The sequence below is a fragment of the Bradyrhizobium sp. SZCCHNPS1003 genome, assembly GCF_032381555.1.
Classification (GTDB): domain Bacteria; phylum Pseudomonadota; class Alphaproteobacteria; order Rhizobiales; family Xanthobacteraceae; genus Bradyrhizobium.
The window spans coordinates 802,241-824,468 of the sequence record NZ_JAUHIU010000001.1; the positions used below are offsets into that span (position 1 = coordinate 802,241).

A 22,228-nucleotide genomic window follows, 5' to 3' on the forward strand; every position below is an offset into this window, starting at 1 on the left:
GCCGGGTTCCCGATTCAGCCCGGCTCCTGCGGGAACATGTGGAAATAAGGCTCGGCCTCTGCGAGCACCCGCGCCACGGATGGCCTCGCCTTGAGCCGGTCGAGATGGGCTGTGACCCGGGGGAGCCCATCACCAAGCGGCTCCACTCTGTCGGCGTAGAACAGCGCCGGCACGGCCGCGCAATCCGCCAAGGTGAACGGGTCTCCCATCGCCCAGCCACGCGGCGGCAGCTTGGTCTCGAGCATGGCGTAGGACGTGCGCAGCCGGCTTCGAGCGTCGGCGACGCCGAGCGGATCGCGGGCATCGGCCGGCCGCAGCCGGTCGAACACGACGGTCTGCGTCGGCATGTGCAGATAGAGGTCGAGAAAGCGATCGCGCAGACGTGTCCGCAAAGCGAGATCGGGATCATCGGGAATGAAGCGCGTCCTGCCCGCATAGTGCTGGTCGAGATATTCGATGATGATGCTCGATTCCGGAATCGTGCGCTGCTCGTCGCGCAGCACGGGAAATTTACCGACCGGCCAAAGCTTCAAGAACGCCGCGCGCTCATCCGCGTCACCGAGATTGATCAGCTTCGGCGTGAACGAAACGTCGTTCTCATACAGCGCGATCAGCACCTTCCAGCAGAACGACGACAGCGGATGATAGTAGAGGGTCAGCGACATCCTACGCTCCTGATGAGTTGAGTGAGAACAAGTTGTTTGGTCCCGAACGCGCGGCCGCAGGGATGGTGCGCTCCCTCGCCCCGTTCTTCACGGGGAGAGGGTTGAGGTGAGGGGCTAGACGCACCGGCGGTGTGGTTTATAGACCTGCACTCCCCCGGGACACGGAGCGCGCCCGCGAGAGCTGGACTCACACGTCCCGAACGGGGGCATAGCGCGCGATGACAACGCCGTTGGACAGCGCCCGGCTGTCGATCAGGCGGAGCTTCACGGCCTGACCCGGCTTGAACAGCGGCCGTCCGGCGCCGAGCACGCGCGGATTGATCGCGATACGAAACTCATCGATCAGATCGTGCGCGACGAGCGTCGACGCGAGGTCCGCGCTGCCGAACAGGAACAGGTCTTTGGCATTCTCCTGCTTGAGCTTGTCGACCTCGGCCGCGAGCTCCGGACCCAGCAGATGCGCGTTTGACCATGCCAGGCGAGACAGCGTGCGGGAGGCAACATATTTGGGGATGCTGTTCATGACGTCGGCGATCACGCCCTTCTCGGTCGGCCAATAGCCGGCCATCAGATCGTAGGTCACCCTGCCGAACAGCAATCCGCCCGCCTCGTGCAGTTGCGTCTCGGAGATCTGCTCCAGCTCCGGGCCCCACACATCCTCGTGCCAGGAGATGTCGCCGTTCGGGCCCGCAACCATGCCGTCCAGCGTCATCATGTTCCACATCACCAGTCTCGCCATCGACTGCCTCTCCCTGACCGCTTTCATTTTGCAAGCAGTTGGAGAATGCCCAGACCGGTGCAATATTGCAAGCGGTTTATGCGCGATCCCTGCTCACGAGACTTCGATGTCCGACCCTCAGCGCTCCGGCTGCCCGATCAACCTGTCGCTCGAAGTGGTGGGAGACAAATGGAGCCTCTTGATCATCCGCGACATGATGTTCGGAAATCGCCGGCACTATCGCGAGCTGCTCGGCGGCTCGGAGGAAGGCATCTCCTCGAACATTCTCGCCGACCGGCTGAAGACACTGCTCGCGGCCGGCATCATCAGCCGTGAGGACGATCCGAGCCACAAGCAGAAGGGCATCTATTCCCTGACCGAGCAAGGCATCGAGCTGTTGCCGATCCTCGCGCAGATGGCGGGCTGGGGTTACAAATATCTCCCCGTCTCGGAGGAGCTCGGCATCCGCGCCAAGCTGTTGATGGAAGGCGGCCCGAAAATGTGGGCCGAATTCATGGACGAGCTGCGCGAGACCCATCTCGGCGCGAAACGGCGCAGGAAGGCTGGACCGAGCGTCGGCGAGCGGCTGCAGGCGGCTTACCAGAAGGTCGTCGCTGCCAAGACAGCCGAGGCAGGCGGCAGGTGATCGTGCGCCTCGCAACGCGCACGGATCGTGCGCGCCGCTTCCCGCATCAGAACCGTGTGTTGTCGGCCCTGTAGCGCGATGATTTGCGCGGGGCGCGCTCGGGGGCCTGCTCGAGCTGCGCGATCGGGCGGCGATAGGTCTCGGCGCGACGCAGCCAGCCCGCCTCCCACACGCGGTTCGAGGGCAGGTTGCGAACCCGCTGCTGCAGCACGATCTGCACCGCGTCGGAATATTCGGCGAGCACGGCCTTGGACTCGTTAGTGGTGCCGTTCATCTTGAGCAGCACCTGCTTGAGACCCCAGCCCTGGCGCTGGCCCGTCTCCTTGTCCACGGCCGTCTCGGACGGATTGGTGCCCTCGCCCTTGAAGTTGATGTAGTCGATCAGCGGATAGAGATCGTTAGAGGCGCGGACGACTCGCGAATACTGCGCGACGATGTGCTCGCGTTCGGCGCTGTCGGGCGTGTTGGCGAGGATCTTGTCCATCGCGCCTTGCGCACGCGCCACCAGGAACTGCGTCTGCTCCGCAATCGTGGCGAGCAGGAACTGCCGCAATTGCCGCATTTGCGGCGAGTTGAAATTCCGCTTGAAGTCGGCCCGGCTCGTCCACGGGCATGCCGGAATCGGCGTCTTGTCGAGCCATGCAGGCAACGGCGTCTTGCCCTTGCGCAGAAACGCGATCAGCCCCGGAAAGCCCTCCTCATAAGGCGGCTTCGCCGTGGTCGGGTACCAGATGAAATGCCCGATTCCCAGCGAGGCGAATTCTTCACCCGCATTCCACGACGTGATCGCGTCGCGCCGTCCCCCGGCCTCGTTGAGCCAGATCTTGCGGCCGATCATCTGCGCGACGTCGGCCGGCAGCGCGCGTTGAGGCACCGACAGATTCTTCGTGGTCTTGGCGTCGCTCCGCGGGTCGCCCTTGCGCTCGGCCGCGACCGGCTTCGCAGGCTCGGTCGATGGCACGACCACCTTCGGAGCCGGCGTCTGCACGTCCGACGGCCGCCCCACCGTCTCGGGCTCCGCCGTCTGCGGCTGCTGCGGCGGCGCGCCATCGTGCGCAGCCTGCTCGGTCTCTGCCGGTTTCGCAGCAACGCTGCCATCCGCTCCGACGGCGCCGGACGCCGCGAGCCCGAAGACGATGCACGACAACAGCAACGCGCCGAACACGCGCCTCAGACCGTTCGGCCCGTGCGACGAAGCGTTCAGCTCCGTGGCTCTGACGAGAGTGATTCGCCGGCTGATGAATTGATCGCCCATGTCGATTCTACCGAGACTCTTAAACTCTACGCTACCGGTTCAGATTCGTCCCAGACACGTCCGAGAGCGCCCCGGCGACGGGCAAGTCAGCCGACGGCGGGACTGTCCAATTCCACGGGGGGGATGCGCCTTTGGAGGCTGCGGCGCGGCCGCGAGACCGCTGCGCCACTGAGCCTTTTTCGTGAAGACTTTCAAGTCGATCACCCTTGTCCAGTCCTTCCCGTAAAAATATTCCAATTTCGCCTTTCCAGAATTTCCGCCCTTTTAGCCACGTCCTATTCCCGAGCGGGAGGGACGTTTCGCGGTCGTCACGAACGTGGGGAGCAGGATGCGGTGGACGCGTCGATGTTGCAGCGTGGAGCATGATTCGGAACCGGAGGCCGTTGACGCGCATTGCGCCACAGCTTTCCGACAAGATCATGCCCATATGAGGACACGCAGACGAACAACGCGGCGCGTACGGCGAAATCGTGTGGTCCTGGCATCCCGATGCTGATGCCGTGTCCGATGCGCGAGCGTATTGTGGCGGAAACGGGGGCAAGACAGCCGGTCCCCGGGGAGCGCGTTATATGCCGTCAGACCATCGCGCAGGGAGGGCCGGGATGTCTCAGCCGAACCGGTGGTTCCTGCCCCGTGCATTTTTCCCGCACGGGGGCCATGGGGGCGGCGAACTCCCGGTCTTCCCTGTTCCTCCGATCGAGAGGGAGGCCAAGGCGAGCATGACTCGGGTGCGTCTCCACCGCGAGAACGCGACCGTTACTACCCCTGACTGTTTGACAACGCCTGCGAACTTCGCTGGCTATACGCATCGCGCGGAGCTGGATTGAACGTACACCGACGGATGTGACGGCCTTCACAGCTCATCCGCGCAGCGCATGTTAGAACTCAACGAAGAGAAGAGCCGGGCTGCCGGCCCGAGGAGTCGACCGCCGTGACGGAGACATCGACGACGACGCTGACCGACAAGGTTGCCCTGATCACCGGGGCGGCGCGCGGCATCGGGCTGGCGACAGCAAAGAGATTTCTACACGAGGGCTGGCGTGTGGCCCTGCTCGACATCGAGAAGAAGCTGCTCGACGACACCACGGCCGCACTCGAATCTCCCGATCGAACGCTCGCGCTGCATTGCGACGTCGCGGAAGCCGCGATGGTCGCCGATGCGTTGGCGCGCCTCGCAGACCGGTTCGGCCGTCTCGATGCGCTGGTCAACAATGCCGGCGTCGCACGCTTCGCTCCGATCATGGAAACCACCGAAACCGACTGGCAACGCATCCTCGACGTCAATCTGACCGGGCCGTTTTTGTGCACGCGAGCCGCGGTCCCGATGATGCGCGAGCGCGGCGGCACCATCGTCAACATCACCTCGATTTCCGCCGTCCGCGCCTCCACGCTGCGCTCCGCCTACGGCACCAGCAAGGCGGCGCTGGCGCATCTGACCAAGCAGCTCGCGGTCGAGCTCGCCTCCGCCGGCATCCGCGTCAACGCGGTGGCGCCGGGCCCGGTGGAGACCGCGATGGCCAAGGACGTGCACACGCCGGAGATCCGCGCCGACTATCACGATGCCATTCCGCTCAACCGTTACGGCCTCGAGGACGAGCTCGCCGAGGCCATCTTGTTTCTCAGCTCCGAACGCTCCAGCTATATCACCGGACAGATCCTGGCCGTCGATGGCGGCTTCGATGCCGCGGGAATCGGATTGCCGACCTTGCGCGGCCAACGCAGGAACACATGAAACGATGCCGAGCCGGATGCGCATCATCCTGACCTTGCTGCTCGCGGTCGTCTTGTGGGGAATCGCGACGATGCTGGCGCGCGCCGACGTCCGCATCATATCTTCGCCCGGCGGCGAGGTGGGGCCGTTCCTCGATCTGTTCGAGAAGGTGCGCGCCTCCGGCGAGCGTGTCATCATCGACGGCCCCTGCCTGTCGGCCTGCACGCTGGTGCTCAGCGTCGTACCCGGGGACCGCATCTGCGTGACGCGGCGAGCCGCCCTCGGCTTCCACGCAGCACGCTCGGTCGACCGGCGCGGCCGCGTTTATGCGGAACCCGAGGCTTCCAAGCTGGTGCTGCAGACCTATCCCACGCCGGTTCGCGGCTGGATCGAGCACCGCGGCGGCCTGACGTCGCGGCTTCTGTTGTTGCGCGGGCGCGAGCTCAAGGCGATGTACGCCTCGTGCCGCTAGCGGCGTCACGCCTCATAGCCATCCGCCGGGGAATTGATTATCCACGGAATGCCGAAGCGATCGACGCCCATGCCGAAGCCCTTCGACCAGAAGGTCTTGCCGAACGGCATGGTGACGGCACCGCCTTCGAGCAGCGCGTTGAACTTGCGCTCGGCCTCGGCCGGGTCTGCGGTCTGGAGCGAGACCGAGATTCCGTGCGGCTTGCCTTGATAATATTCGGGCGGCGAATCGGAGGCCATCAGGACGTCGCGGCCGATCGAGAAGCGGACATGCATGATTTTGTCCTTGTGCTCCGGCACACACGGCATCTCCGGCGGCGCCTCGCCATAACGCATCATCATGTCGACCTTGGCGCCGAGCACCTCGCCGTAGTGCTTGAGCGCCTGCTCGCAATCACCGTTGAACGTCAGATAGGGACAGATCATCGTCATCCTCCTTGGTTGAAAGATCATTTTGTCAGCGCAGCAGCGGCAGCAGCGCGCGCAGCCGGCGGTCGCGCAGCCACAATCCGCCCCACAGCAGCAGCCCGAGATAGAGGCCGAACAGGACGTGGCTGAACAGCGGACTGCCAATACGGACATGCGAGGCGATGGCGCCGCCGAGATAGCCGGTGAGCAGGATCGCGCCGACGAACGATGTCGGCGGCAGGATGTAGAGCAGGGTGCAGAGAAGCGTGATGAGGCCGAGCCCCCGCGCCATCGCCTCGCCGGCTCCATAGCCCATCTGATCCAGCGTCTGGGTGACGACGGGCAGAGGAACGAGCTTGATCGCGCCGTCGAACAGTAGAAACAGGGTCACCAGCCCGCTCAGGATGCGGCCGCTCCACAATTCGGCGCGCGAGACCGGCTCTTCCAACGTGATCGTCGTCATCTGCAGTTCCTCCCCGTGATGCCGCTCCCAGGACGAATGAAGGATCGTGCCGCCGACAGCCCGGTGCAAAAAATTTAGATCGAATCTCGGCAGAATTTCACTGCCCGACCCGAGCCTGGGCCGTCGCGCTGTCGCGCATCAGGCGGTCGAGCTGCATGCGGATATGCGCGGCCTCCGCCGAGCTGTGCGCCAGCGCGATGGCGCGGTCGAAGGCGGTCCGCGCCTCGTCATTGCGCCCGAGCTGCATCAGCAGCGCGCCGCGCACGCCGAAGAAATAGAAATAGTTGGCGAGCCGCCCCTCCAGCGGCGCAATCAGGTCGAGCGCCGCTTCGGCGCCGCGGACCTTGGACATCGCAACGGCGCGGTTGAGCGTCACCACCGGCGAGGGTTGCACCACTTCCAGCGCGCCATAGAGCAGATCGATCTGCGTCCAGTCTGTGTCCTCCGGGCGCGCGGCGCGCGAATGCAGCGCCGCGATCGCCGCCTGGATCTGGTAGGGGCCGCTGCGGCGGTGGCGTATCGCCTTGTCGATCAGGGCCACGCCTTCCGCGATCATCGGCTGGTTCCACAACGAGCGATCCTGGTCGTCGAGAAGGATCAGCGTCCCCTCCCCATCGAAGCGTGCGGCGCAGCGCGCGTGTTGCAGCAGCAGCAGCGCCGTCAACCCCATGACCTCCGGCTCGCTCGGGAACAAGCGCAGCAGCAGCCGCGCCAGACGAATGGCCTCCTCCGACAGCGGCTGGCGCAGCGCGGCAGTCTCGCCGCTGGCCGAATAGCCCTCGTTGAAAATCAGGTAGACCATGGCGGCGACCGCGGTCAGACGCTCCGACCGCTCGACCGCGCCGGGCGTCTCGAACGGCACGTCCGCCTGCGCGACGCGCGCCTTGGCGCGGGTGATGCGCTGCTCCATGGCGGCCTCGCTGACCAGGAAGGCGCGGGCGATCTGCTTCACCGTGAGCCCGGACACCACGCGCAGCGCCAGCGCGATCTGCTGGGTCGCCGGCAGATCCTTGTGGCAGCAGATGAACAGCAGACGGAGGATGTCGTCGCGATAATGCGAGCCGTCGAGCCGGTCGGCGAGCGCGCTCTCGGCGTCGTCGAGATCGGAGATCGTCTCGTCATCCGGCAGCGGCTGCTCGCGGCGGACCCGGCGGACATCGTCGATGGCCGCGTTGCGTCCGACCATGATCAGCCAGGCCGCAGGATCGCGCGGCGGACCGTTCTGCGGCCAGCTCTTCAGTGCGCGCAGGCAGGCGTTCTGGAACGCCTCCTCCGCCGTGTCGAGATCGCGGAAATAGCGCAGCAGCGCGCCAACGGCCTGGGGACGTGCTGAGGTGAGTGCCGCATCGATCCAGGCCGTATCGGTCATGCCAGCGCTCCACCCGGCCTGAAGGTGCCGACGGGACGAATCTCGTAGGAGCCGCCGGGATTGGCCTCGCCGAGCTCGCGCGCGACCTCGAGCGCCTCGTCGAGATTGGCGCAGTCGACGAGATAGAAGCCGAGCAGTTGCTCCTTGGTCTCGGCATAGGGGCCGTCGATGACGAGCGGCGGATCCTCCTTCCGGAGCGTCGTCGCAGCCGTGGTCGGCAGCAGCCGCGCCACCGGCCCGAGCCGCCCCTGCTTGGCGAGTTTCTCCTGCACGACGGCAAGCTTGGCCATGACGGCGGCGTCCTGGTCCTTGCTCCAGGTGCAGACGACATCCTCGTCATGATAGCAGAGCAGCGCATACAGCATCGGCAAGCATCTCCTTTCGTTTTCAAGACGGCGGAGTATGCCTCCGGCCGACAGGCCCACGAAGTATTTTCGCGGGTTCCGCCTGCAGGGACAAGCCGCCTACCAGGAGATGCCGTACTTGGCCGCGATGGTGCGCGCCCGGGTCTCCTGCGCGCTCTCGCGCGGCTGCCTGGCCCGGCCGGCCTGGCGCTGCGACTTGCCTTGGCCTTGCCCCGCAGCGCTCTGTCCACCTTGGCTGCCCGCGTTCGGGAACATACCGTCCTGCGCCTGGCCGCCGGCCTGCGGCTGACCGCTCTTGCCGACGGAGATGCCGTTGGCCGACAGGAGCGACCCGACATCGATGGTCTGGGCCTGGACCGAAGCAGAGGCGACGACGAAAGCGGCGGCGAGAAGCAATTTGCACATGACGTTGTCTCCGTGTTGATGGGCGGAGATTGGCGTGCCCGCGCGATCTGGTATGTGGAACACGTCACATAAGCTCGAGGACCCTCCGATGACCAAAGGCGCGCTGGCGCTCCTGATCCATGGCGGCACCGACAACTGGTCGCCACAGCGCTGGAAAGCGCGCTTCGACGATGTCTGCGGCGACCGCCCGGTGGTGCTGCTGCCGGACGCCGGGCTCGATCCGGCCGAGGTGCACTACGCCGCGGTGTGGAAGCCGGTCCCCGGCGAGCTCGCCGGCTTTCCGAACCTGCGCGTGATCTTCAACCTCGGCGCCGGCGTCGACGCGCTGATGGCCGACAAGACGCTGCCCGGCGTGCCCCTGGTCCGCGTCGCGGTCGACGATCTCACCGCGCGAATGACCGAATATGTCGTGCTGCACGTGCTGATGCATCATCGCCAGGAGCTTTATTTGCGCGAGTCGCAGCGCTTGAAGCGCTGGGCGCCGAAGTACCAGTGGCCGGCGGCCGCGATCGGCGTCGGCGTTCTCGGACTGGGCACGCTCGGAATCGACGCAGCCGAGGTGCTCAAGCGATTGGGCTTCCGGGTCGCCGGCTGGAGCCGCAGCGCCAAGCAGGCTGACGGCATCGAATGCTTCCATGGCGCGGCGCAGCTCGACGCGTTCCTGGCGCGGACCGACATCCTGGTGTCGCTGCTGCCGCTGACGCCGGATACGCGCGGCATTCTCGACCGCAAGATGTTCGCCAAGCTCAGGCGCTCATCGCCGCTCGGCGCCCCCGTCATGATCAATGCCGGCCGCGGCGGGCTGCAGAACGAGGCCGATATCCTCGCCTCTCTCGACGACGGCACGCTCGGTTCGGTCTCGCTCGACGTGTTCGGCCAGGAGCCGCTGCCCGCCGACAGCCCGTTCTGGACCCACCCGAAGGTGGTGCTGACGCCGCACAATGCGGCCGACACCGACGCCGACGCGATCTCCCGCTACGTCGCCGAGCAGATCGCCACCTTCGAGGCCGGCGGGGCGCTGCGCAACCTGGTCGATCGCGTCAGGGGATATTGAAACGCTATCCTTTGCCGACCATCACATCGATTGCGCCGGCGACGATCGCCTCCAACTCCTGACGCGGCACCTGCGCGCGAGCGCGGACCGCGATCGAGTGGATCGTCGCCGACGCCAGCCGCGCCAGCACGGCGGGGTCGGCGTCGGCAGGCAGCTCGCCGTTCTCCTTGGCGCGGCGGAAGCAGTGCGCGAAGGCCTTGTCGAGCTCGGTCAGGGCGTTCTGCACCATGGCCCGGATGTCGGGATCGGCGACCGCCTCCGAGCCCGCCGTCATCACCGTGAAGCAGCCGCGCGGCCCCTCATTGCCGGAGAGATAGATGTCGAGTGCGGCGGCGAAGATCTTCTGCAGCTGCTCGCGCACCGGCCAGTCGTGACGGAAGATCTCGCCCATCACCGCGCGGGCATTGTCGCGATAGCGCTGATAGCTCTTGATGTAGAGCTCGCGCTTGTCGCCGAACGCGCCATAGAGGCTCGGCCGGTTCATGCCGGTGGCGGCGCTGAGATCGTCAAGCGAGGTCGCGGCGAATCCGGTCGACCGGAACAGGTCGAGCGCCTTGCCGAGCGCGACATCCGGCTCATACGCCCGCGGCCTCCCGCGCCGCTTCGGCTCGACCGGGGCGGTTGCCTTTTTTAGGGGAAGGTCGCCCTGCGGCGGACCTTTCTTTTTTTGTACCATTTCGCAATAAATTCCTTGACCGACCTTATATTATGCGAGACAGTATAAAAATCAATCAACGCTCCGGTCCGGAGCCCGAGGGAGACGTCCATGGACCTGTATTTCTCGCCACTCGCCTGCTCGCTTGCCACCCGCATCGCGCTGTATGAAGCTGGCGCTGCGGCGAATTATCTCGAGGTCGATCCGAAGACGAAGATCGTCCTCAACGACGGCTCCGATTTCCGCGCCGTCAATCCGCTCGGGCTCGTCCCGACGCTCCGCACCGATGACGGCGACCTGCTGACCGAGAATGCCGCGATCCTGCAATATGTCGCCGATCGCTTCCCCGAGGCGAAGCTCGGCACCGGCCCCGGCATGGACCGCAGCCGGCTGCATCAATGGCTCTGCTTCATCGGCACCGAGCTGCACAAGGGACTATTCATCCCGATCCTCGACAAGACCGCGCCCGAGGAGATGAAGGCCCATGTCCTGAAGAAGAACCTGTCGCGGCTCGATCATCTCGAGAACCACCTGCGGGATCGCGACTATCTGCTCGATCATTTCACGGTCGCCGACGCGTATCTCGTCACCGTGATCAACTGGACCATGGCAACGCCGCCGGTCCAGCTCGCGAAATGGCCGGCCGTGAAGGCGTACTACGAGCGCCTGCGCGTGCGGCCGTCGATCGCCCGTGCCATCGCCGAGGAGTTCGAGCTCTACAAGGCGGAACTGGCGCGGCATAAGGCGGCGGCGTAGGCCGCATACGAGTTTCATCTCCCTCTTATGGGGAGATGAAATTCTGCGAGGAGATTAAACATTGCTCAATGAGCACATCTCCATCGTGCCGAACGCTTGACCGCGATCACTTCGGGTTGCAATCCTCGAATCGCAGGAGGATTGCACGTGGCAACCACATCCGTACGAGACCGATTGCTGGCGGACCGGCGCGCGCTGCTCGATCTGGGCACGCGCAACCGGCTCGTGCACATCCCGCTCAAGACCAAGACCATCCGCACCATCGACATCGTCGGCGCGCGCTCTGCTGCGCTCTTCGAGCTTCTCGGCGAAGGCAAGCGCTTCACGTTCCTTCCGACGAAGGCTGAGACTGCGGAGACGGACGGCACCCTGCCCTTGAGCGAGCCGGCGCCGCGATCCGACACTCCGACCACCAAGGGGGACCAGGGAGGTGATGATTCGGAGTCGCAGACGCGGCAGCCGGACACCCGGCTCAAGACCCGGCTGTCATCGGAGGCGCTGCAGAAGCGCCTGCTGGATATCTGGTACGACGCACGAACGCTCGAGGAAGAACAGGGCGTCAATATCCTTTATCTCGCCTTCGGGCTGCTGAAATGGTTCGAGGACGACAAATCCGACGTCGAGCGCTTCGCGCCGCTCGTCCTGCTGCCCGTTCGCCTCGAACGCAGCAGCGCCGCCGATCGCTTTCACCTGGTCTCGCGCGCTGAGCCGCCGTCGCCGAACCTCTCGCTCCAGGCCAAGCTCGACGCCGAGTTCGGACTCAAGATCGAGGATTTTGGCGACGAGGACGACGTCGACATCGCGACCTATCTCGCCGGCGTCGCGGAGACGGTCGCCAACAAGCAGAGGTGGGAGGTCAGGGCGGACGCGATCGTCCTCGGCTTCTTCTCGTTCTCCAAGTTCCTGATGTATCGCGATCTGGACCCCGACAACTGGCCCGCAGATGGCAGCCTTGATCGTCATCCCCTGATCTCAGCGCTGCTTCAGGACGGCTTCGAGGGCGCGGAGCCGATCGTGGCCGACGACGGCAAGATCGATTCCGTCATCCAGCCGGTGGCGATGAACCATGTCGTCGACGCGGATTCATCGCAGGCCGTGGTGATCGAGGAAGTGGTCCGTGGACGCGACCTCGTCGTCAAGGGACCGCCTGGGACCGGCAAATCGCAGACCATCACCAACATCATCGCGTCGGCGGCCGCCGAGGGGAAAACGGTGCTGTTCGTGGCCGAGAAGATGGCGGCGCTCGAGGTCGTGCACCGGCGGCTGAAGCATGTCGGTCTCGGCGCGCTCGCGCTGGAGCTGCACTCCAACAAGGCCAACAAGCGCGTTCTGCTCGAAGAGCTGAAACGCTGCAAATCGGCTGAGGTCCCGGTCCCGCGCGGCGAAGCCACCCTGGTCCAGCGCCTGAGCGACAGCCGTGATGGCCTCAACCGGCATGCGGACATGATGCACCAGCCGCACCAGCCGAGCGAGCTGACGCCATTCAGGCTGCTCGGTCACCTCGTGCGCTGCGGGGACATCTCCGCGCAGCCGCCCTACCCGTTGCAGGGCGCGCCCTCCTGGTCTCCCCTGGATCTGGAGCGGCGGCGTGAGCTGATCGCCGAGTTCGCCGAACGAATCGCGGCCGACGGCGCGCCGCACCTGCATCCCTGGCGCGGCGTCGACCGCGACGCGCTCGATCCAGCCGAAATGACCGAGCTGCGGAGATCGCTGGGCGACATTTCGAACGTTGTCAGCAACGCATCCTCAGGCGCGGCCCGCCTCGGCACGCTGCTCGATCTCCCGCCGCCGGCCACCTTGGCCGATGCCGCGGAGATACTCGCCTTTGCGGAGGCCGCGGCCGCGATGCCGGAGTGCGATCGGACTGCCTTCCGCGAGGCCGTCTGGAGCCAGGCCGGACTCATCACGGACATCGTCGACAAGGGACTGCGCTACGCGAAATTGAGGACGGCCTTCGAGAGCGCCTTCGTCGAGGCCGCCTGGGATGCACCGATCGCCGATTGCCGCAAGGTCATCGCCGAGAGGGGCCGCTCCTGGCTGCGCCTGCTCAGCCCGCGTTATCGCCAACAGGTGGCGCTGCTGGCCTCGTACCTGAAGGTGCCGATGCCGAAAACGCTCGAGCAGCGGCTTCTGCTGATCGACGGCCTGATCGCGGCGCAAGCCGCTCGCCGGTCCTTCGAGGAGGTCGAAGCCGCCGGCAGCACCGCCTTCGGGACCGCGTGGCAGAAGGAACGGTCGGATTGGGATGCGCTTTCCAAATTGGCGACCTGGTGGACTGCATTCCCCAAACCGTTGGCAGGCGATGAAACGCGCCAGCGGCTGACGCAGCTGACGCTGTCGGCCGATGATCGGCGATCGATCGAACAGCTCAACCACAGCCTCGCAAGTCTGATGTCCGGCCTGCGCGGGCTGATCGACTCTCTCCAGTTGGAGCCCGCCCGCATCCCACTCGACGCCGGCGACCAGATCCGGCTGGACGAGCTGTCGCAGACTTTGTCGGAGTGGCAGAACGCGACCGAGCGCCTCACCCGCTGGATCGCGTTCATGGGCCGGGTCCGCCTTGCGCGCGCGCAAGGTCTCGCCGCGCTGGTCGATCGCACGCTCGACGGCTCCTTGCCGGGCGAAGCGCTCGAAGCCGCTTTCGACCGATCCTATTACGATGCCATGCGCAGCGTGATCTTCGCTGACCATCCTGAACTGAAACGTTTCGACGGCGAATCGCACGATCGGCTGGTCGACGGCTTCCGCAAGCTCGACGTCGCGCGGATGCAACTGGCCCGCGATCAGATCGCCCACGAGCATGCCGCGGCGCTGCCGCGCAACGCCGGCGGCATCGGGCCGCTCGGCGTGCTGAACGGCGAACTTGCCAAGAAGCGCAACCATCTGCCGATCCGTCAACTCCTGGAGCGCGCCGGCCCGGTCGTCCAGCAGATCAAGCCGATCTTCCTGATGAGTCCGCTGTCGGTGGCGCAGTTCCTGAAGCCCGGCGCGATCGCCTTCGATCTGCTGGTCGTCGACGAGGCCTCGCAGATCGAGCCGGTCGATGCGCTCGGCGCCGTCGCGCGCTGCCGGCAGATGGTGGTGGTCGGCGACGAGCGGCAACTGCCGCCGACGCGCTTCTTCGCGAAGCTGACAGGCAATGATGACGAGGACAACGACGACGAGGATCAGCCGACATTCCAGGTCAAGGATGCGGAAAGCATTCTCGACCTCTGCCTTGCCAAGGGCCTCTCGCATCGGATGCTGAACTGGCACTATCGCAGCAAGCATCAGTCGCTGATCGCCGTGTCCAACAAGCAGTTCTACGACAACCGGTTGTTCATCGTGCCGAGCCCGTACGACGCCGTCGCGGGAATGGGGTTGAAGTTCAACTACAACCCCGATGCACACTACGAACGTGGAAGCAGCCGGACCAACCCCAGGGAAGCGCGGCTCGTCGCCGAGGCCGTCATGCGCCATGCGCGCGAGACGCCGGACCGAAGCCTTGGCGTCGCGACCTTCTCGGTGGCGCAGCGCCAGGCGATTCAGGATCAGCTCGAAATCTTGCGTAAAGAGAACCCGGAAACGGAGACGTTCTTCGTCCGCGGTGCCAGCGAGCCGTTCTTCGTGAAGAACCTCGAGAACATCCAGGGCGACGAACGCGACGTCATCTTCATCTCCATAGGCTATGGGAGAACGAAGGAAGGCTTCGTCTCGATGAGCTTCGGTCCCCTCAACTCCGACGGAGGCGAGCGCCGGCTGAACGTGCTGATCTCGCGCGCCAAGCTCCGTTGCGAGGTCTTCTCCTCGATCACCGGCGACGACATCGACCTGTCGCTCGCCAAGGGCCGCGGCATCGCGGCGCTGAAGACGTTCCTGACCTTCGCGCAGACGGGGCAGCTCGGCATCGCGCAGGAGACCGGGCGCGATCCCGACTCGGTGTTCGAGGAGCAGGTCGCCGACAGGCTCCGGGCGCTTGGTCACGACGTGAAGACCCAGATCGGCACCGCCGGATTCTTCGTCGATCTCGCTATCGTCGACCCCGACAAGCCCGGCCGCTTCCTGCTGGGGATCGAATGCGACGGCGCCCAGTACCATGCGTCTCGTTCGGCGCGGGACCGCGACCGCCTGCGACAGAACGTGCTGGAAGCGCATGGCTGGGTGCTGCATCGCATCTGGTCGACGGACTGGTTTCTCCGACCCAAGGAGGAAACCGAGAAGGTCCTCCGCGCGATCGACGCTGCGAAGGCGCATTGGCGGGACATCGACCAAGGGACTGCTCGAGCTGAACCCGAGCCTCCGGCAAACCCCGATGTGCCGGCGCCGGAGCAGACCGAGCAGCGCCCTCTGGAGATCCTCGCGCAGGCACCAACGGTGGCCTCCTATGAAGAGGCAAAGCTGCGCGTCCGTCGGGAGATCGAGCCGCACGAGACGCCGCTCGCCGACATGACGCGGCATGTCGGCGAGATCGTCGCCATCGAAGGGCCGGTGCATGAATCGGAAATCATCGTCCGGATCAGATCGGCCTGGGGCCTTGCCCGCGCCGGCAATCGCATCCGCGATGCCGTGCGAACGGCGCTGAGATCGGCAGTCGCGAAGGGACAGATCGCTGGAGGCCCGTTCTACGCCGTGCCGGGCCAGGCGATCGTCGTTCGAAGCCGCGAGGACGTGCAGTCGCAGTCTTTGCGCAAGCCCGAGATGCTGCCGCCGGAGGAGATCAAGGCGGCCATCGTGCAGGTCGTGGAGCAAAACTACGGCGCCGAGGAAGACCAGTTGATCCAGGCGGTCGCCCGGCTGTTCGGCTTCGGTTCGACCAGCGCCCAGTTGCGCGAGGCGTTGCAGGGCAGCCTCAAGGATCTTCTCGCCGCAGGAAACCTGCGCCGCGAGGGAGAGCTGCTGATCAAGCCGCAGGAGGTCTCGCCGGCTGCGCAGGACTGACCGGCTGAATTGGTGCTAGGAACTCACAGCCCGAACGCCGCTTGCCAGCCGCCGAAATCAGCGATCCGGCCGCGCCCCTCCCGGCCAAGACATCGGACCAGGATTGCACGGGTCCGTCCCTGCCACTATCCTTGAGGCGAGACACGCGCTGGCCCGCATCCAATAGGAGCGCCCCATGCCGACCGCGACCCTGGCTCCCCTGGACGAGACCATCACGATCGCGGAGCTGACGCGCGATCCCTATCCGATCTACCAGCGCCTGAGACGCGAAGCCCCCGTGTTGCGGGTCAAATCCGTGGGCCGTACGTTCCTCACCAAAGCGGTTGATACCAAATATGTGAAGGACAATGCGGCGCTGTTCTCGTCCAACGATCCGAACACGCCGATGAAGCGCGCCTTCCTCGCGCATACCTTGATGCGCAAGGATCACGACGAGCACCGGACCGAGCGCATGGCGATGATGCCCGCTTTGATGCCGAAGACGATCGAAGCCGTCTGGGAGCCGCTCTACACCAAATTCGCCGCTGATTATCTCGACCGCCTGCCGCGCGCCGAGGTCGTCGACCTCTTCCCCGCCCTCGCCGGCCCCTTGGCCGCGCGCATTCTCGCTGAAGTGATGGGCATTCCCGACGCCGGCGATGCCGACATGCAGCGCTGGTCGCAGGCCCTGATCGACGGCGCCGGCAATTTCGGCTGGACGCCGGGGCCGTTCGACGCGTCTGATATCGCCAACGCGGAGATGGACCGCTGCATCCGCGCCAACATGGAGCGCGTGCGCGCCGAGCCGGATTCCTCCGCGCTCTCCTTCATGGTCAACGCGAAGAACCCGATTCCCGAGAGCCAGATCATCGCCAACATCAAGATCGCGATCGGCGGCGGCATCAACGAGCCGCGCGACGCGCTGCTAACGATCCTCTACGGCCTGCTGACCAATCCGGAGCAGCTCGCCGCCGTCCGCGCTCAGGACAAATGGCGCTCCGCGTTCGAGGAAGGGGTGCGCTGGGTGGCGCCGATCCAGGCGAGCTCACGCCTCGTGATGGAAGACACCGAGATTCGCGGCTGCCTGATCCCGAAGGGCGACACCGTGATGACGATCCAGGCCTCCGCAAACCGCGACGAGGACCTCTTCGACGATGGCGAAACCTACAACGCGCTGCGCGACCCTAATCCCCACCAGGCCTTCGGCAACGGCCCGCATCATTGCGCCGGCGCGCACCTCTCGCGGCGCACCGTCGGCGCCATCCTGCTGCCGATGCTGTTCGAGCGCTTCCCCGACATGACGCTGCCCGATCCCGCGAGCGTGCGCTGGCACGGTTTCGGCTTCCGCGGCCCGCTCAATCTGCCGGTTCGGCTGCAGTAGGACCGAGCCCTGGGGGCATGCGGATGGAGCGGCGTCGCGCGAGGAGACGAGTTCGGGCGATGCTGGACTGATCGGCGACGACGTCACGATCGGCTGACGGTCCGCGATCCGGCCGCGGATCCTGCCCTGGATTCGGCCCTGGATCGGATCGCGGGAGCGGACGGCACGCTTGCTCCGGTCAAGTCGTCGCATGTCGCCACGGCGGCGTGACGCACCGAGACGGTCGTGCCGGGCCGGCCGGCCACGGTCGAGACCTCGGCACCGAGCTGCTTCGCCAGGGCCATGATGATGCCGGTGCCCAGGCCCCCCTTCGGCCGGCCGTTCACCTGCAATTTCCCCGTTCCATTGTCCGAGACGGACAGGGTCCAGCCGGCTCCTGAGGACTCGTAGATCACGGTGATCAGCCCATTCGCGGTGTCCTCGGGAAAGGCGTGCTTGAGGGAGTTGATGACGAGCTCGGTGACGATCAGCCCGAGACTTTCAGCTTCGCTCGTCGTCGCCTGGCCGTCGCCGCGGGTTTCGATCCTGGTCCGCTGCTGGTCGGCGATCATCGATTGCGAGATCGCCTGGCAGAGCCTCGCGAAATGCGGTCCGAGCGCGATCACGCCGCTGCGCGCGGAGGTGTGGAGACTCTGCTGGATGTTCGCGAACGAGATGACCCGGTCGCGGGCGTCGTCCAGGTGGCGTCGCGCCTCCTCGGAGCCGACGGACCGTGCCTTCAACGAGATGATGCTGGCGATGATCGCCAGGCTGTTGCCGACGCGGTGCTGAAACTCCTCGAGCAGCATGTCCTTCTGACGCAGCAGCTCCTCGTTCCGGCGCGCCATCGCGCGCTCGCTGGTGACGTCCTCGAGGCCGAGCAGGATGGTCGTATGGGACCCGACCGTGTAGGACACCTGCCGGGCGTTCAGCCGCATCGCCCGGGGTCCGACGGCGGGAAAAACGTGCTCCACCTCGAAATCATGCAGCGCGCCGGTGTTGGAGAAGATCTGGCCCAGCCACGACTTCAGCGCCGGAATATTCCAGGCGCCGTCATCCAGCTCATAGAATAGTTGTCCCAGCACATCCTCGGGCGCCGCGGAGAAGGTGAGATAGAACGAACGGCTGGCGGCAATCACGCGGAGATCGTGGTCGAGGACGAGCAGCGGCTCCCGGACCGTGTCCACAATGGCTTCGGCAAGTGCGCACGCGTCAGACGCGTCGGAAAACTGCTGCTTGAACATGTGGTCCCCTCCCTACGCAACACTTCACCCCGTCACGAACGCTTCGCGTGTCCCGCCTTCAAGCGGCGAAACGAAACGCGGAGCCCGGCGGCGAGTTATGGGCAGCTAGCGACGCGGACAGAGCCGTCTGTGCAAGACAGACCACCCGCGCGCTGCACACCCGCAGCTAGTTCTGCTGCTCCGCCTGCAGGTTGTCGTTCAGGACGGCTTGCAGCAGCGCCGGATAGACGACGATCTCGCCGTCATATTCGATCAGGCCCGCTCTTCTGAACTTGTTCATGAAATGACTGACGCGCGACCGCGTCGTGCCGATCATTTCGGCCAGCGTTTCCTGGCTGATTCTTGGAATGACCGGCAGCGGCGTTTCGTCACGGCCGTAATTGGCCATCGTCAGAAGCAGCCGCGCCAGCCGCTTTTCGCTGCTATGGAAGAGCTGGTCGATCAGGTCCGCTTCGAACCGGTCGATCCTGGCCAGCAGAAACGCGATGAACATCTCCGCAAGCTCAGGGTAGAGGCGAAGCGCTGCGATCATCGTCTTCTTGGCGATGGCGGTGACCACGCAATCCTGCAGCGCGAATGCCGAGCCGGTATGCACCGCCTGCCGCGTCAGACAGCCTTCGCCAAGAAACTGCCCGGCATCGACGATGCCGATGACCGCTTCCTTGCCGACGTCGTTGACGACGGACAGCTTGATCTTTCCCTGTTGGAGAAAGAACAGGGCGTCGGCCGGATCGCCCTGGGCGAACACGCTTCCCCCCTTGGGAACCTTCAGGACCTTCTGGCCCGGGCAAACCTTGTCGAGAAAGGCCTTCGGATCAAATCTGGCGAGGTTCGAACTCGGCACAGCCCCCATCCCGCTCGATGGACATGTTGATGGACATGCCCAACTTTTACGGTGGAAACCGCTTCCCGCTTTGCGCTAGATCAATCTTATTATCACCCTCCGATTGAGCTCTCGGCGAGGCCGGGGCGCCGCGAGCGCCATTCTGCAATCGATGCGAGACCTTCCATGCGATGTCGCCACTCACACGATGGAGGATGCTCACGGCGGAGCCGCCTCGTACGAGAGACCGACGTGCACCAGACCCCGCGCCGTTCGATCATGTCCTCAGCGCGAGCCGGCCGAGCGAATGAGGCCTCATCGCATCCTCGCGGTCGTTCATCCGTGGTGATCGACCACCTGTTTGGGTTGCACGGACCAGGCCGCGGGCGCGATCGTCACGATCGGCTGCGGCCGCAGCTGCCGTCGCCTGCACCTTGCCGGGCGTGTGATGGGCCGGCGCATAGATCGCATAGACCTGCATCGGCGTCGGGCCGGTGTTGGCGATGTTGTGCCAGGTCCCGGCCGGAACGAGCACGCACCAGCCGTTCGACACCGTCTGGTCGAATGTCAGCCTGTCCTTCGCGGGCCCCATCTGCACCCGGCCGCGGCCGGCATCGAGCCGCAGGAACTGATCGGTTTCCGGATGCGCCTCCAGGCCGATGTCGCCGCCGACCGGAATCGACATCAGCGTCACCTGCAGATAGCGCCCGCTCCAGGCGACCGACCGATAATTGGCATTGTCCCGGGTCGCCCGCGCGATGTCGAACGCCTGCGGCTGCGGCCCGATGTCGCTGATCTCATCAGCAAGCACATCCATCACGGATCTCCCAACCGGCGGCATTGCCGGCAAACCGTCCCGCCACGGGTCTAGCGATGATCGCGAAGCTGATCGGACACCGCCTCCTTGCCGAAGGCGTGGTCGAGCGCGCGCTTCAGCTTGTGGACCGCGCCACGCACGGCCTGCTCCATGAAGCTGTCCTGATGCGCCGCGACGATGGGCTCGCCGCCGTCACGGTGCACCTCGATCTTGCAGCTCTTGTCATCGTGACTGGGCTTGTGGCTCACCGCGTCGCTGAGCTGCACGTCGATCCGCCTGACCTGATCCTCATAGCGATGGAGCACCGCATGAAGCGACGCCTTCACGTCCTGCGACAACTGCTCACCGCCCTCGACGTTTCCATCGGCCCTGACATCGATCAACATCCGTGTCTCCATCAGGTGAAGCGTCAAACGTCGCAGGATGGAATTCGCGATCATGATCGGCTCCCCGGCATGGTCGTCATCCAGGCTTCGACGGCGCCGCACGGCACGCGACGCTATGACACGTCGTTCGCGGGCGGCGGCCACGAATGGACGCCCCGTGATACAGCGGGTCTGAAGCGCCGCCTGATCCGCCTCGGGGCCTTTCGGGCGGGGCGAAGCGGCTGTTCAAGCGCGTCTCCCAATGTCTCCCGCGACCAGACTGCCAGAGGCGAACGCGAGCGGCTGATCAATATTGCTCAGTCAACCCCGGAGAATCAGGCGCAACCTGCGGCGACCCAATTTTCGAGTCTGCACCGGAGATGGGACGATGGATTGTCCGATCACATTTCGCTGCCCCCAGACCGGGTCCGAGGTCGATGCCATCCTGCACCAGCCGAAGGACGACTGTCGGTTCGAGACCGTGACCTTCGAGACCGTGAGCTGCCCGGCCTGCACGAGATTTCACTTCATCCACGCCATGACCGGCGCACTCATTCCTCCGACCCTGTTGGGCCCGGCGAACTGGACGCCTTAGCCGCAGTCCCTGAAGGGAACGCGCTTCGTTCGGCGACATCCGCCAAACGCCGATATTCGTCGGACCAGAGACGATAGCAGGGGCGATGCGACGAGCAGTTGGGCGCGCGACGACAGGTCATCGGATGAAGGCGAAGCAGGTCGGATCGGCAATGTTGTGCAGCGTCAATGTCATCCCCGGGGCCTTGAGCGTCTTCATGGAGCTTTCGGCAACTGCCGCTCGCAACCTCAAGATTGGGTTCATAGCGAGTATGATCAACAAGCACGTCGTAGGTTACGTCGCACATTTGTCGGGAAAGCAACATGAACCGGTTAATCGCGATATTGCTCAGTCTGACGCTCGCCTTCTTCGCGGTGATCGCTTCACCTGCACGGTCTCAGACGCATGAAGGATCAATGGAACACAGCTTTTCTGGCATCGGGATTAGGCTTACACAGCAGGGGCCTCGTTTTGTTATTGCATTTGTAATTCCGGACGGCCCCGCTGCCAGATCGGGACTAAAGGAAGGGGACGAGATCATTGGTGTGGGCGGCCGGTCGCTTGCAGGCAGGAATTTGAGAGAAATTGTCGAGTCGATCCGCGGCACGCAAGGGACGAGGGTCCGCCTTACGATTGCCAATCCGCAGCGAAGGAGTAAACTTTTTACTATCGAGCGGTCACCGCTTCGGTTTCTTCATGAAAGAAAAAGTATAGAGGCATTGCCAGCACCGAAAACGGGATCATGCGTATCGAATAGATGGGTCTCGTGCAGTTGTCCCGATGGTTGCGGTCAAGGTTATTGCGATAGGCTGTGCAGCTTTCTCACTCAAAGCGGTGGCCAGTGCTTTTACAGCTGTCCTAGTTGTTCCTGCGAGGCGTGCGCGTAGTCTATCGAGAGCGCTCCCCTGAATTTCGAATTCTCCGGATGATACAGGATCATCACGGCCAACAAACCGGCACTACGGTGACGGTATGGGACCGCACCGGCATCAGGCATTGCAGTGACTTTACTGGACTGCACCTGTATATTTTTATCGGAAGGTTGCCGAAGGGCTCACGCCTCGAACTGACGCATTCCATCCATGCCCAAACTGCCCGTCGTGCCAGTTTGCCGCACGAATTCCGCTTGCGCCGTCGAGGCTGGGCAAGAATCCGAATTAGGGGGGTGAGAGGGCTCGGCGCGGTGCAATTTCGAGCCATGACTGCAT

Annotated in this window: 22 protein-coding genes; 9 read left to right on the plus strand and 13 right to left on the minus strand. The window is 64.9% G+C overall.

Translation table 11 applies throughout. The annotated features are described in order from the left end of the window. Window positions 1-14: 14 nt before the first annotated feature. Window positions 15-665, minus strand: a complete 651-nt coding sequence (locus QX126_RS03695) for a glutathione S-transferase family protein (RefSeq protein WP_315779324.1) — start codon at window positions 663-665, stop codon at window positions 15-17. Between the two features lie 187 nt (window positions 666-852). After that, window positions 853-1,404 (minus strand): dihydrofolate reductase family protein, encoded by a 552-nt coding sequence (locus QX126_RS03700; RefSeq protein ID WP_315779326.1) that lies wholly within the window; start codon window positions 1,402-1,404, stop codon window positions 853-855. A 106-nt stretch (window positions 1,405-1,510) separates the two neighbouring features. Here QX126_RS03700 and QX126_RS03705 point away from each other — a divergent pair, with 106 nt between their 5' ends. Beyond that, a complete protein-coding gene (locus QX126_RS03705) occupies window positions 1,511-2,029 on the plus strand; it encodes a helix-turn-helix domain-containing protein (protein ID WP_315736307.1) in 519 nt (172 codons plus the stop codon). Window positions 2,030-2,075: 46 nt separating this feature from the next. On the opposite strand, the gene QX126_RS03710 is transcribed toward QX126_RS03705, so the two are convergent. Beyond that, window positions 2,076-3,284, minus strand: coding sequence for a hypothetical protein (locus QX126_RS03710; RefSeq protein ID WP_315779328.1), 1,209 nt, complete (start codon window positions 3,282-3,284; stop codon window positions 2,076-2,078). A gap of 931 nt (window positions 3,285-4,215) precedes the next feature. Here QX126_RS03710 and QX126_RS03715 point away from each other — a divergent pair. Beyond that, complete coding sequence (locus QX126_RS03715) at window positions 4,216-5,016, plus strand: SDR family oxidoreductase (RefSeq protein WP_315779330.1); 801 nt, start codon at window positions 4,216-4,218, stop codon at window positions 5,014-5,016. A 4-nt stretch (window positions 5,017-5,020) separates the two neighbouring features. After that, window positions 5,021-5,467, plus strand: coding sequence for a hypothetical protein (locus QX126_RS03720; protein ID WP_315779331.1), 447 nt, complete (start codon window positions 5,021-5,023; stop codon window positions 5,465-5,467). Window positions 5,468-5,472: 5 nt separating this feature from the next. Here QX126_RS03720 and QX126_RS03725 read toward each other — a convergent pair whose 3' ends face one another. The 5 genes from QX126_RS03725 to QX126_RS03745 all read right to left on the minus strand — a co-directional run bounded on the left by QX126_RS03725 (window position 5,473) and on the right by QX126_RS03745 (window position 8,476). Continuing rightward, window positions 5,473-5,892: a VOC family protein gene (locus QX126_RS03725; RefSeq protein WP_315779333.1), complete on the minus strand. Its 420-nt coding sequence runs from the start codon at window positions 5,890-5,892 to the stop codon at window positions 5,473-5,475. A 31-nt stretch (window positions 5,893-5,923) separates the two neighbouring features. Next, window positions 5,924-6,337: a DoxX family protein gene (locus QX126_RS03730; protein ID WP_315779334.1), complete on the minus strand. Its 414-nt coding sequence runs from the start codon at window positions 6,335-6,337 to the stop codon at window positions 5,924-5,926. Between the two features lie 97 nt (window positions 6,338-6,434). Next, window positions 6,435-7,706, minus strand: coding sequence for an RNA polymerase sigma factor (locus QX126_RS03735; RefSeq protein WP_315779336.1), 1,272 nt, complete (start codon window positions 7,704-7,706; stop codon window positions 6,435-6,437). Then, on the minus strand, window positions 7,703-8,071 hold the full coding sequence (locus tag QX126_RS03740) for a YciI family protein (protein WP_315779338.1): 369 nt from the start codon (window positions 8,069-8,071) through the stop codon (window positions 7,703-7,705). Before QX126_RS03740 ends, QX126_RS03735 begins: the two co-directional genes overlap by 4 nt. 99 nt (window positions 8,072-8,170) lie before the next feature. Next, window positions 8,171-8,476, minus strand: a complete 306-nt coding sequence (locus QX126_RS03745) for a hypothetical protein (protein ID WP_315779340.1) — start codon at window positions 8,474-8,476, stop codon at window positions 8,171-8,173. 88 nt (window positions 8,477-8,564) lie between these two features. On the opposite strand from QX126_RS03745, the gene QX126_RS03750 reads away from it, so the two are divergent. Next, on the plus strand, window positions 8,565-9,530 hold the full coding sequence (locus QX126_RS03750) for a glyoxylate/hydroxypyruvate reductase A (RefSeq protein ID WP_315779341.1): 966 nt from the start codon (window positions 8,565-8,567) through the stop codon (window positions 9,528-9,530). Between the two features lie 4 nt (window positions 9,531-9,534). Here QX126_RS03750 and QX126_RS03755 read toward each other — a convergent pair whose 3' ends face one another. Further along, entirely contained in the window at window positions 9,535-10,206 is a 672-nt protein-coding gene (locus tag QX126_RS03755; protein ID WP_315779344.1) for a TetR/AcrR family transcriptional regulator, read from the minus strand. A gap of 90 nt (window positions 10,207-10,296) precedes the next feature. On the opposite strand from QX126_RS03755, the gene QX126_RS03760 reads away from it, so the two are divergent. The 3 genes from QX126_RS03760 to QX126_RS03770 all read left to right on the plus strand — a co-directional run bounded on the left by QX126_RS03760 (window position 10,297) and on the right by QX126_RS03770 (window position 17,218). After that, on the plus strand, window positions 10,297-10,941 hold the full coding sequence (locus QX126_RS03760; protein WP_315736298.1) for a glutathione binding-like protein: 645 nt from the start codon (window positions 10,297-10,299) through the stop codon (window positions 10,939-10,941). 147 nt (window positions 10,942-11,088) lie between these two features. Further along, a complete protein-coding gene (locus QX126_RS03765; RefSeq protein WP_315779346.1) occupies window positions 11,089-15,858 on the plus strand; it encodes a DUF3320 domain-containing protein in 4,770 nt (1,589 codons plus the stop codon). Between the two features lie 175 nt (window positions 15,859-16,033). Continuing rightward, window positions 16,034-17,218, plus strand: a complete 1,185-nt coding sequence (locus tag QX126_RS03770; protein ID WP_315779348.1) for a cytochrome P450 — start codon at window positions 16,034-16,036, stop codon at window positions 17,216-17,218. 83 nt (window positions 17,219-17,301) lie between these two features. On the opposite strand, the gene QX126_RS03775 is transcribed toward QX126_RS03770, so the two are convergent. The 4 genes from QX126_RS03775 to QX126_RS03790 form a co-directional block, all read right to left on the minus strand. After that, the gene (locus QX126_RS03775) at window positions 17,302-18,441 is read right to left on the minus strand and encodes a sensor histidine kinase (protein WP_315779350.1); all 1,140 of its coding nucleotides are present in this window, start codon (window positions 18,439-18,441) and stop codon (window positions 17,302-17,304) included. 166 nt (window positions 18,442-18,607) lie between these two features. Beyond that, on the minus strand, window positions 18,608-19,294 hold the full coding sequence (locus QX126_RS03780; RefSeq protein WP_315779352.1) for a Crp/Fnr family transcriptional regulator: 687 nt from the start codon (window positions 19,292-19,294) through the stop codon (window positions 18,608-18,610). A gap of 247 nt (window positions 19,295-19,541) precedes the next feature. After that, window positions 19,542-20,081 (minus strand): cupin domain-containing protein, encoded by a 540-nt coding sequence (locus tag QX126_RS03785; protein WP_315779354.1) that lies wholly within the window; start codon window positions 20,079-20,081, stop codon window positions 19,542-19,544. A gap of 50 nt (window positions 20,082-20,131) precedes the next feature. Then, entirely contained in the window at window positions 20,132-20,521 is a 390-nt protein-coding gene (locus tag QX126_RS03790) for an HPF/RaiA family ribosome-associated protein (protein WP_315779356.1), read from the minus strand. A 313-nt stretch (window positions 20,522-20,834) separates the two neighbouring features. Between QX126_RS03790 and QX126_RS03795 the strand changes: the two genes are divergently transcribed. Beyond that, complete coding sequence (locus QX126_RS03795) at window positions 20,835-21,041, plus strand: hypothetical protein (RefSeq protein WP_315736291.1); 207 nt, start codon at window positions 20,835-20,837, stop codon at window positions 21,039-21,041. A 395-nt stretch (window positions 21,042-21,436) separates the two neighbouring features. After that, on the plus strand, window positions 21,437-21,907 hold the full coding sequence (locus QX126_RS33535) for a S41 family peptidase (RefSeq protein ID WP_409999069.1): 471 nt from the start codon (window positions 21,437-21,439) through the stop codon (window positions 21,905-21,907). Window positions 21,908-22,228: the final 321 nt, after the last annotated feature.

What these genes read in the sequence shown, in the direction of transcription:
- QX126_RS33535 (WP_409999069.1), top strand. Translation starts at nt 21,437, where the DNA reads ATGGAACACAGCTTTTCTGGCATCGGGATTAGGCTTACACAGCAGGGG.
- QX126_RS03695 (WP_315779324.1), bottom strand. Translation starts at nt 665, where the DNA reads ATGTCGCTGACCCTCTACTATCATCCGCTGTCGTCGTTCTGCTGGAAG.
- QX126_RS03730 (WP_315779334.1), bottom strand. Translation starts at nt 6,337, where the DNA reads ATGACGACGATCACGTTGGAAGAGCCGGTCTCGCGCGCCGAATTGTGG.
- QX126_RS03780 (WP_315779352.1), bottom strand. Translation starts at nt 19,294, where the DNA reads ATGGGGGCTGTGCCGAGTTCGAACCTCGCCAGATTTGATCCGAAGGCC.
- QX126_RS03755 (WP_315779344.1), bottom strand. Translation starts at nt 10,206, where the DNA reads ATGGTACAAAAAAAGAAAGGTCCGCCGCAGGGCGACCTTCCCCTAAAA.
- QX126_RS03745 (WP_315779340.1), bottom strand. Translation starts at nt 8,476, where the DNA reads ATGTGCAAATTGCTTCTCGCCGCCGCTTTCGTCGTCGCCTCTGCTTCG.
- QX126_RS03720 (WP_315779331.1), top strand. Translation starts at nt 5,021, where the DNA reads ATGCCGAGCCGGATGCGCATCATCCTGACCTTGCTGCTCGCGGTCGTC.
- QX126_RS03750 (WP_315779341.1), top strand. Translation starts at nt 8,565, where the DNA reads ATGACCAAAGGCGCGCTGGCGCTCCTGATCCATGGCGGCACCGACAAC.
- QX126_RS03770 (WP_315779348.1), top strand. Translation starts at nt 16,034, where the DNA reads ATGCCGACCGCGACCCTGGCTCCCCTGGACGAGACCATCACGATCGCG.
- QX126_RS03775 (WP_315779350.1), bottom strand. Translation starts at nt 18,441, where the DNA reads ATGTTCAAGCAGCAGTTTTCCGACGCGTCTGACGCGTGCGCACTTGCC.
- QX126_RS03710 (WP_315779328.1), bottom strand. Translation starts at nt 3,284, where the DNA reads ATGGGCGATCAATTCATCAGCCGGCGAATCACTCTCGTCAGAGCCACG.
- QX126_RS03795 (WP_315736291.1), top strand. Translation starts at nt 20,835, where the DNA reads ATGGATTGTCCGATCACATTTCGCTGCCCCCAGACCGGGTCCGAGGTC.
- QX126_RS03705 (WP_315736307.1), top strand. Translation starts at nt 1,511, where the DNA reads ATGTCCGACCCTCAGCGCTCCGGCTGCCCGATCAACCTGTCGCTCGAA.
- QX126_RS03735 (WP_315779336.1), bottom strand. Translation starts at nt 7,706, where the DNA reads ATGACCGATACGGCCTGGATCGATGCGGCACTCACCTCAGCACGTCCC.
- QX126_RS03700 (WP_315779326.1), bottom strand. Translation starts at nt 1,404, where the DNA reads ATGGCGAGACTGGTGATGTGGAACATGATGACGCTGGACGGCATGGTT.
- QX126_RS03740 (WP_315779338.1), bottom strand. Translation starts at nt 8,071, where the DNA reads ATGCTGTATGCGCTGCTCTGCTATCATGACGAGGATGTCGTCTGCACC.
- QX126_RS03790 (WP_315779356.1), bottom strand. Translation starts at nt 20,521, where the DNA reads ATGATCGCGAATTCCATCCTGCGACGTTTGACGCTTCACCTGATGGAG.
- QX126_RS03760 (WP_315736298.1), top strand. Translation starts at nt 10,297, where the DNA reads ATGGACCTGTATTTCTCGCCACTCGCCTGCTCGCTTGCCACCCGCATC.
- QX126_RS03785 (WP_315779354.1), bottom strand. Translation starts at nt 20,081, where the DNA reads ATGGATGTGCTTGCTGATGAGATCAGCGACATCGGGCCGCAGCCGCAG.
- QX126_RS03725 (WP_315779333.1), bottom strand. Translation starts at nt 5,892, where the DNA reads ATGATCTGTCCCTATCTGACGTTCAACGGTGATTGCGAGCAGGCGCTC.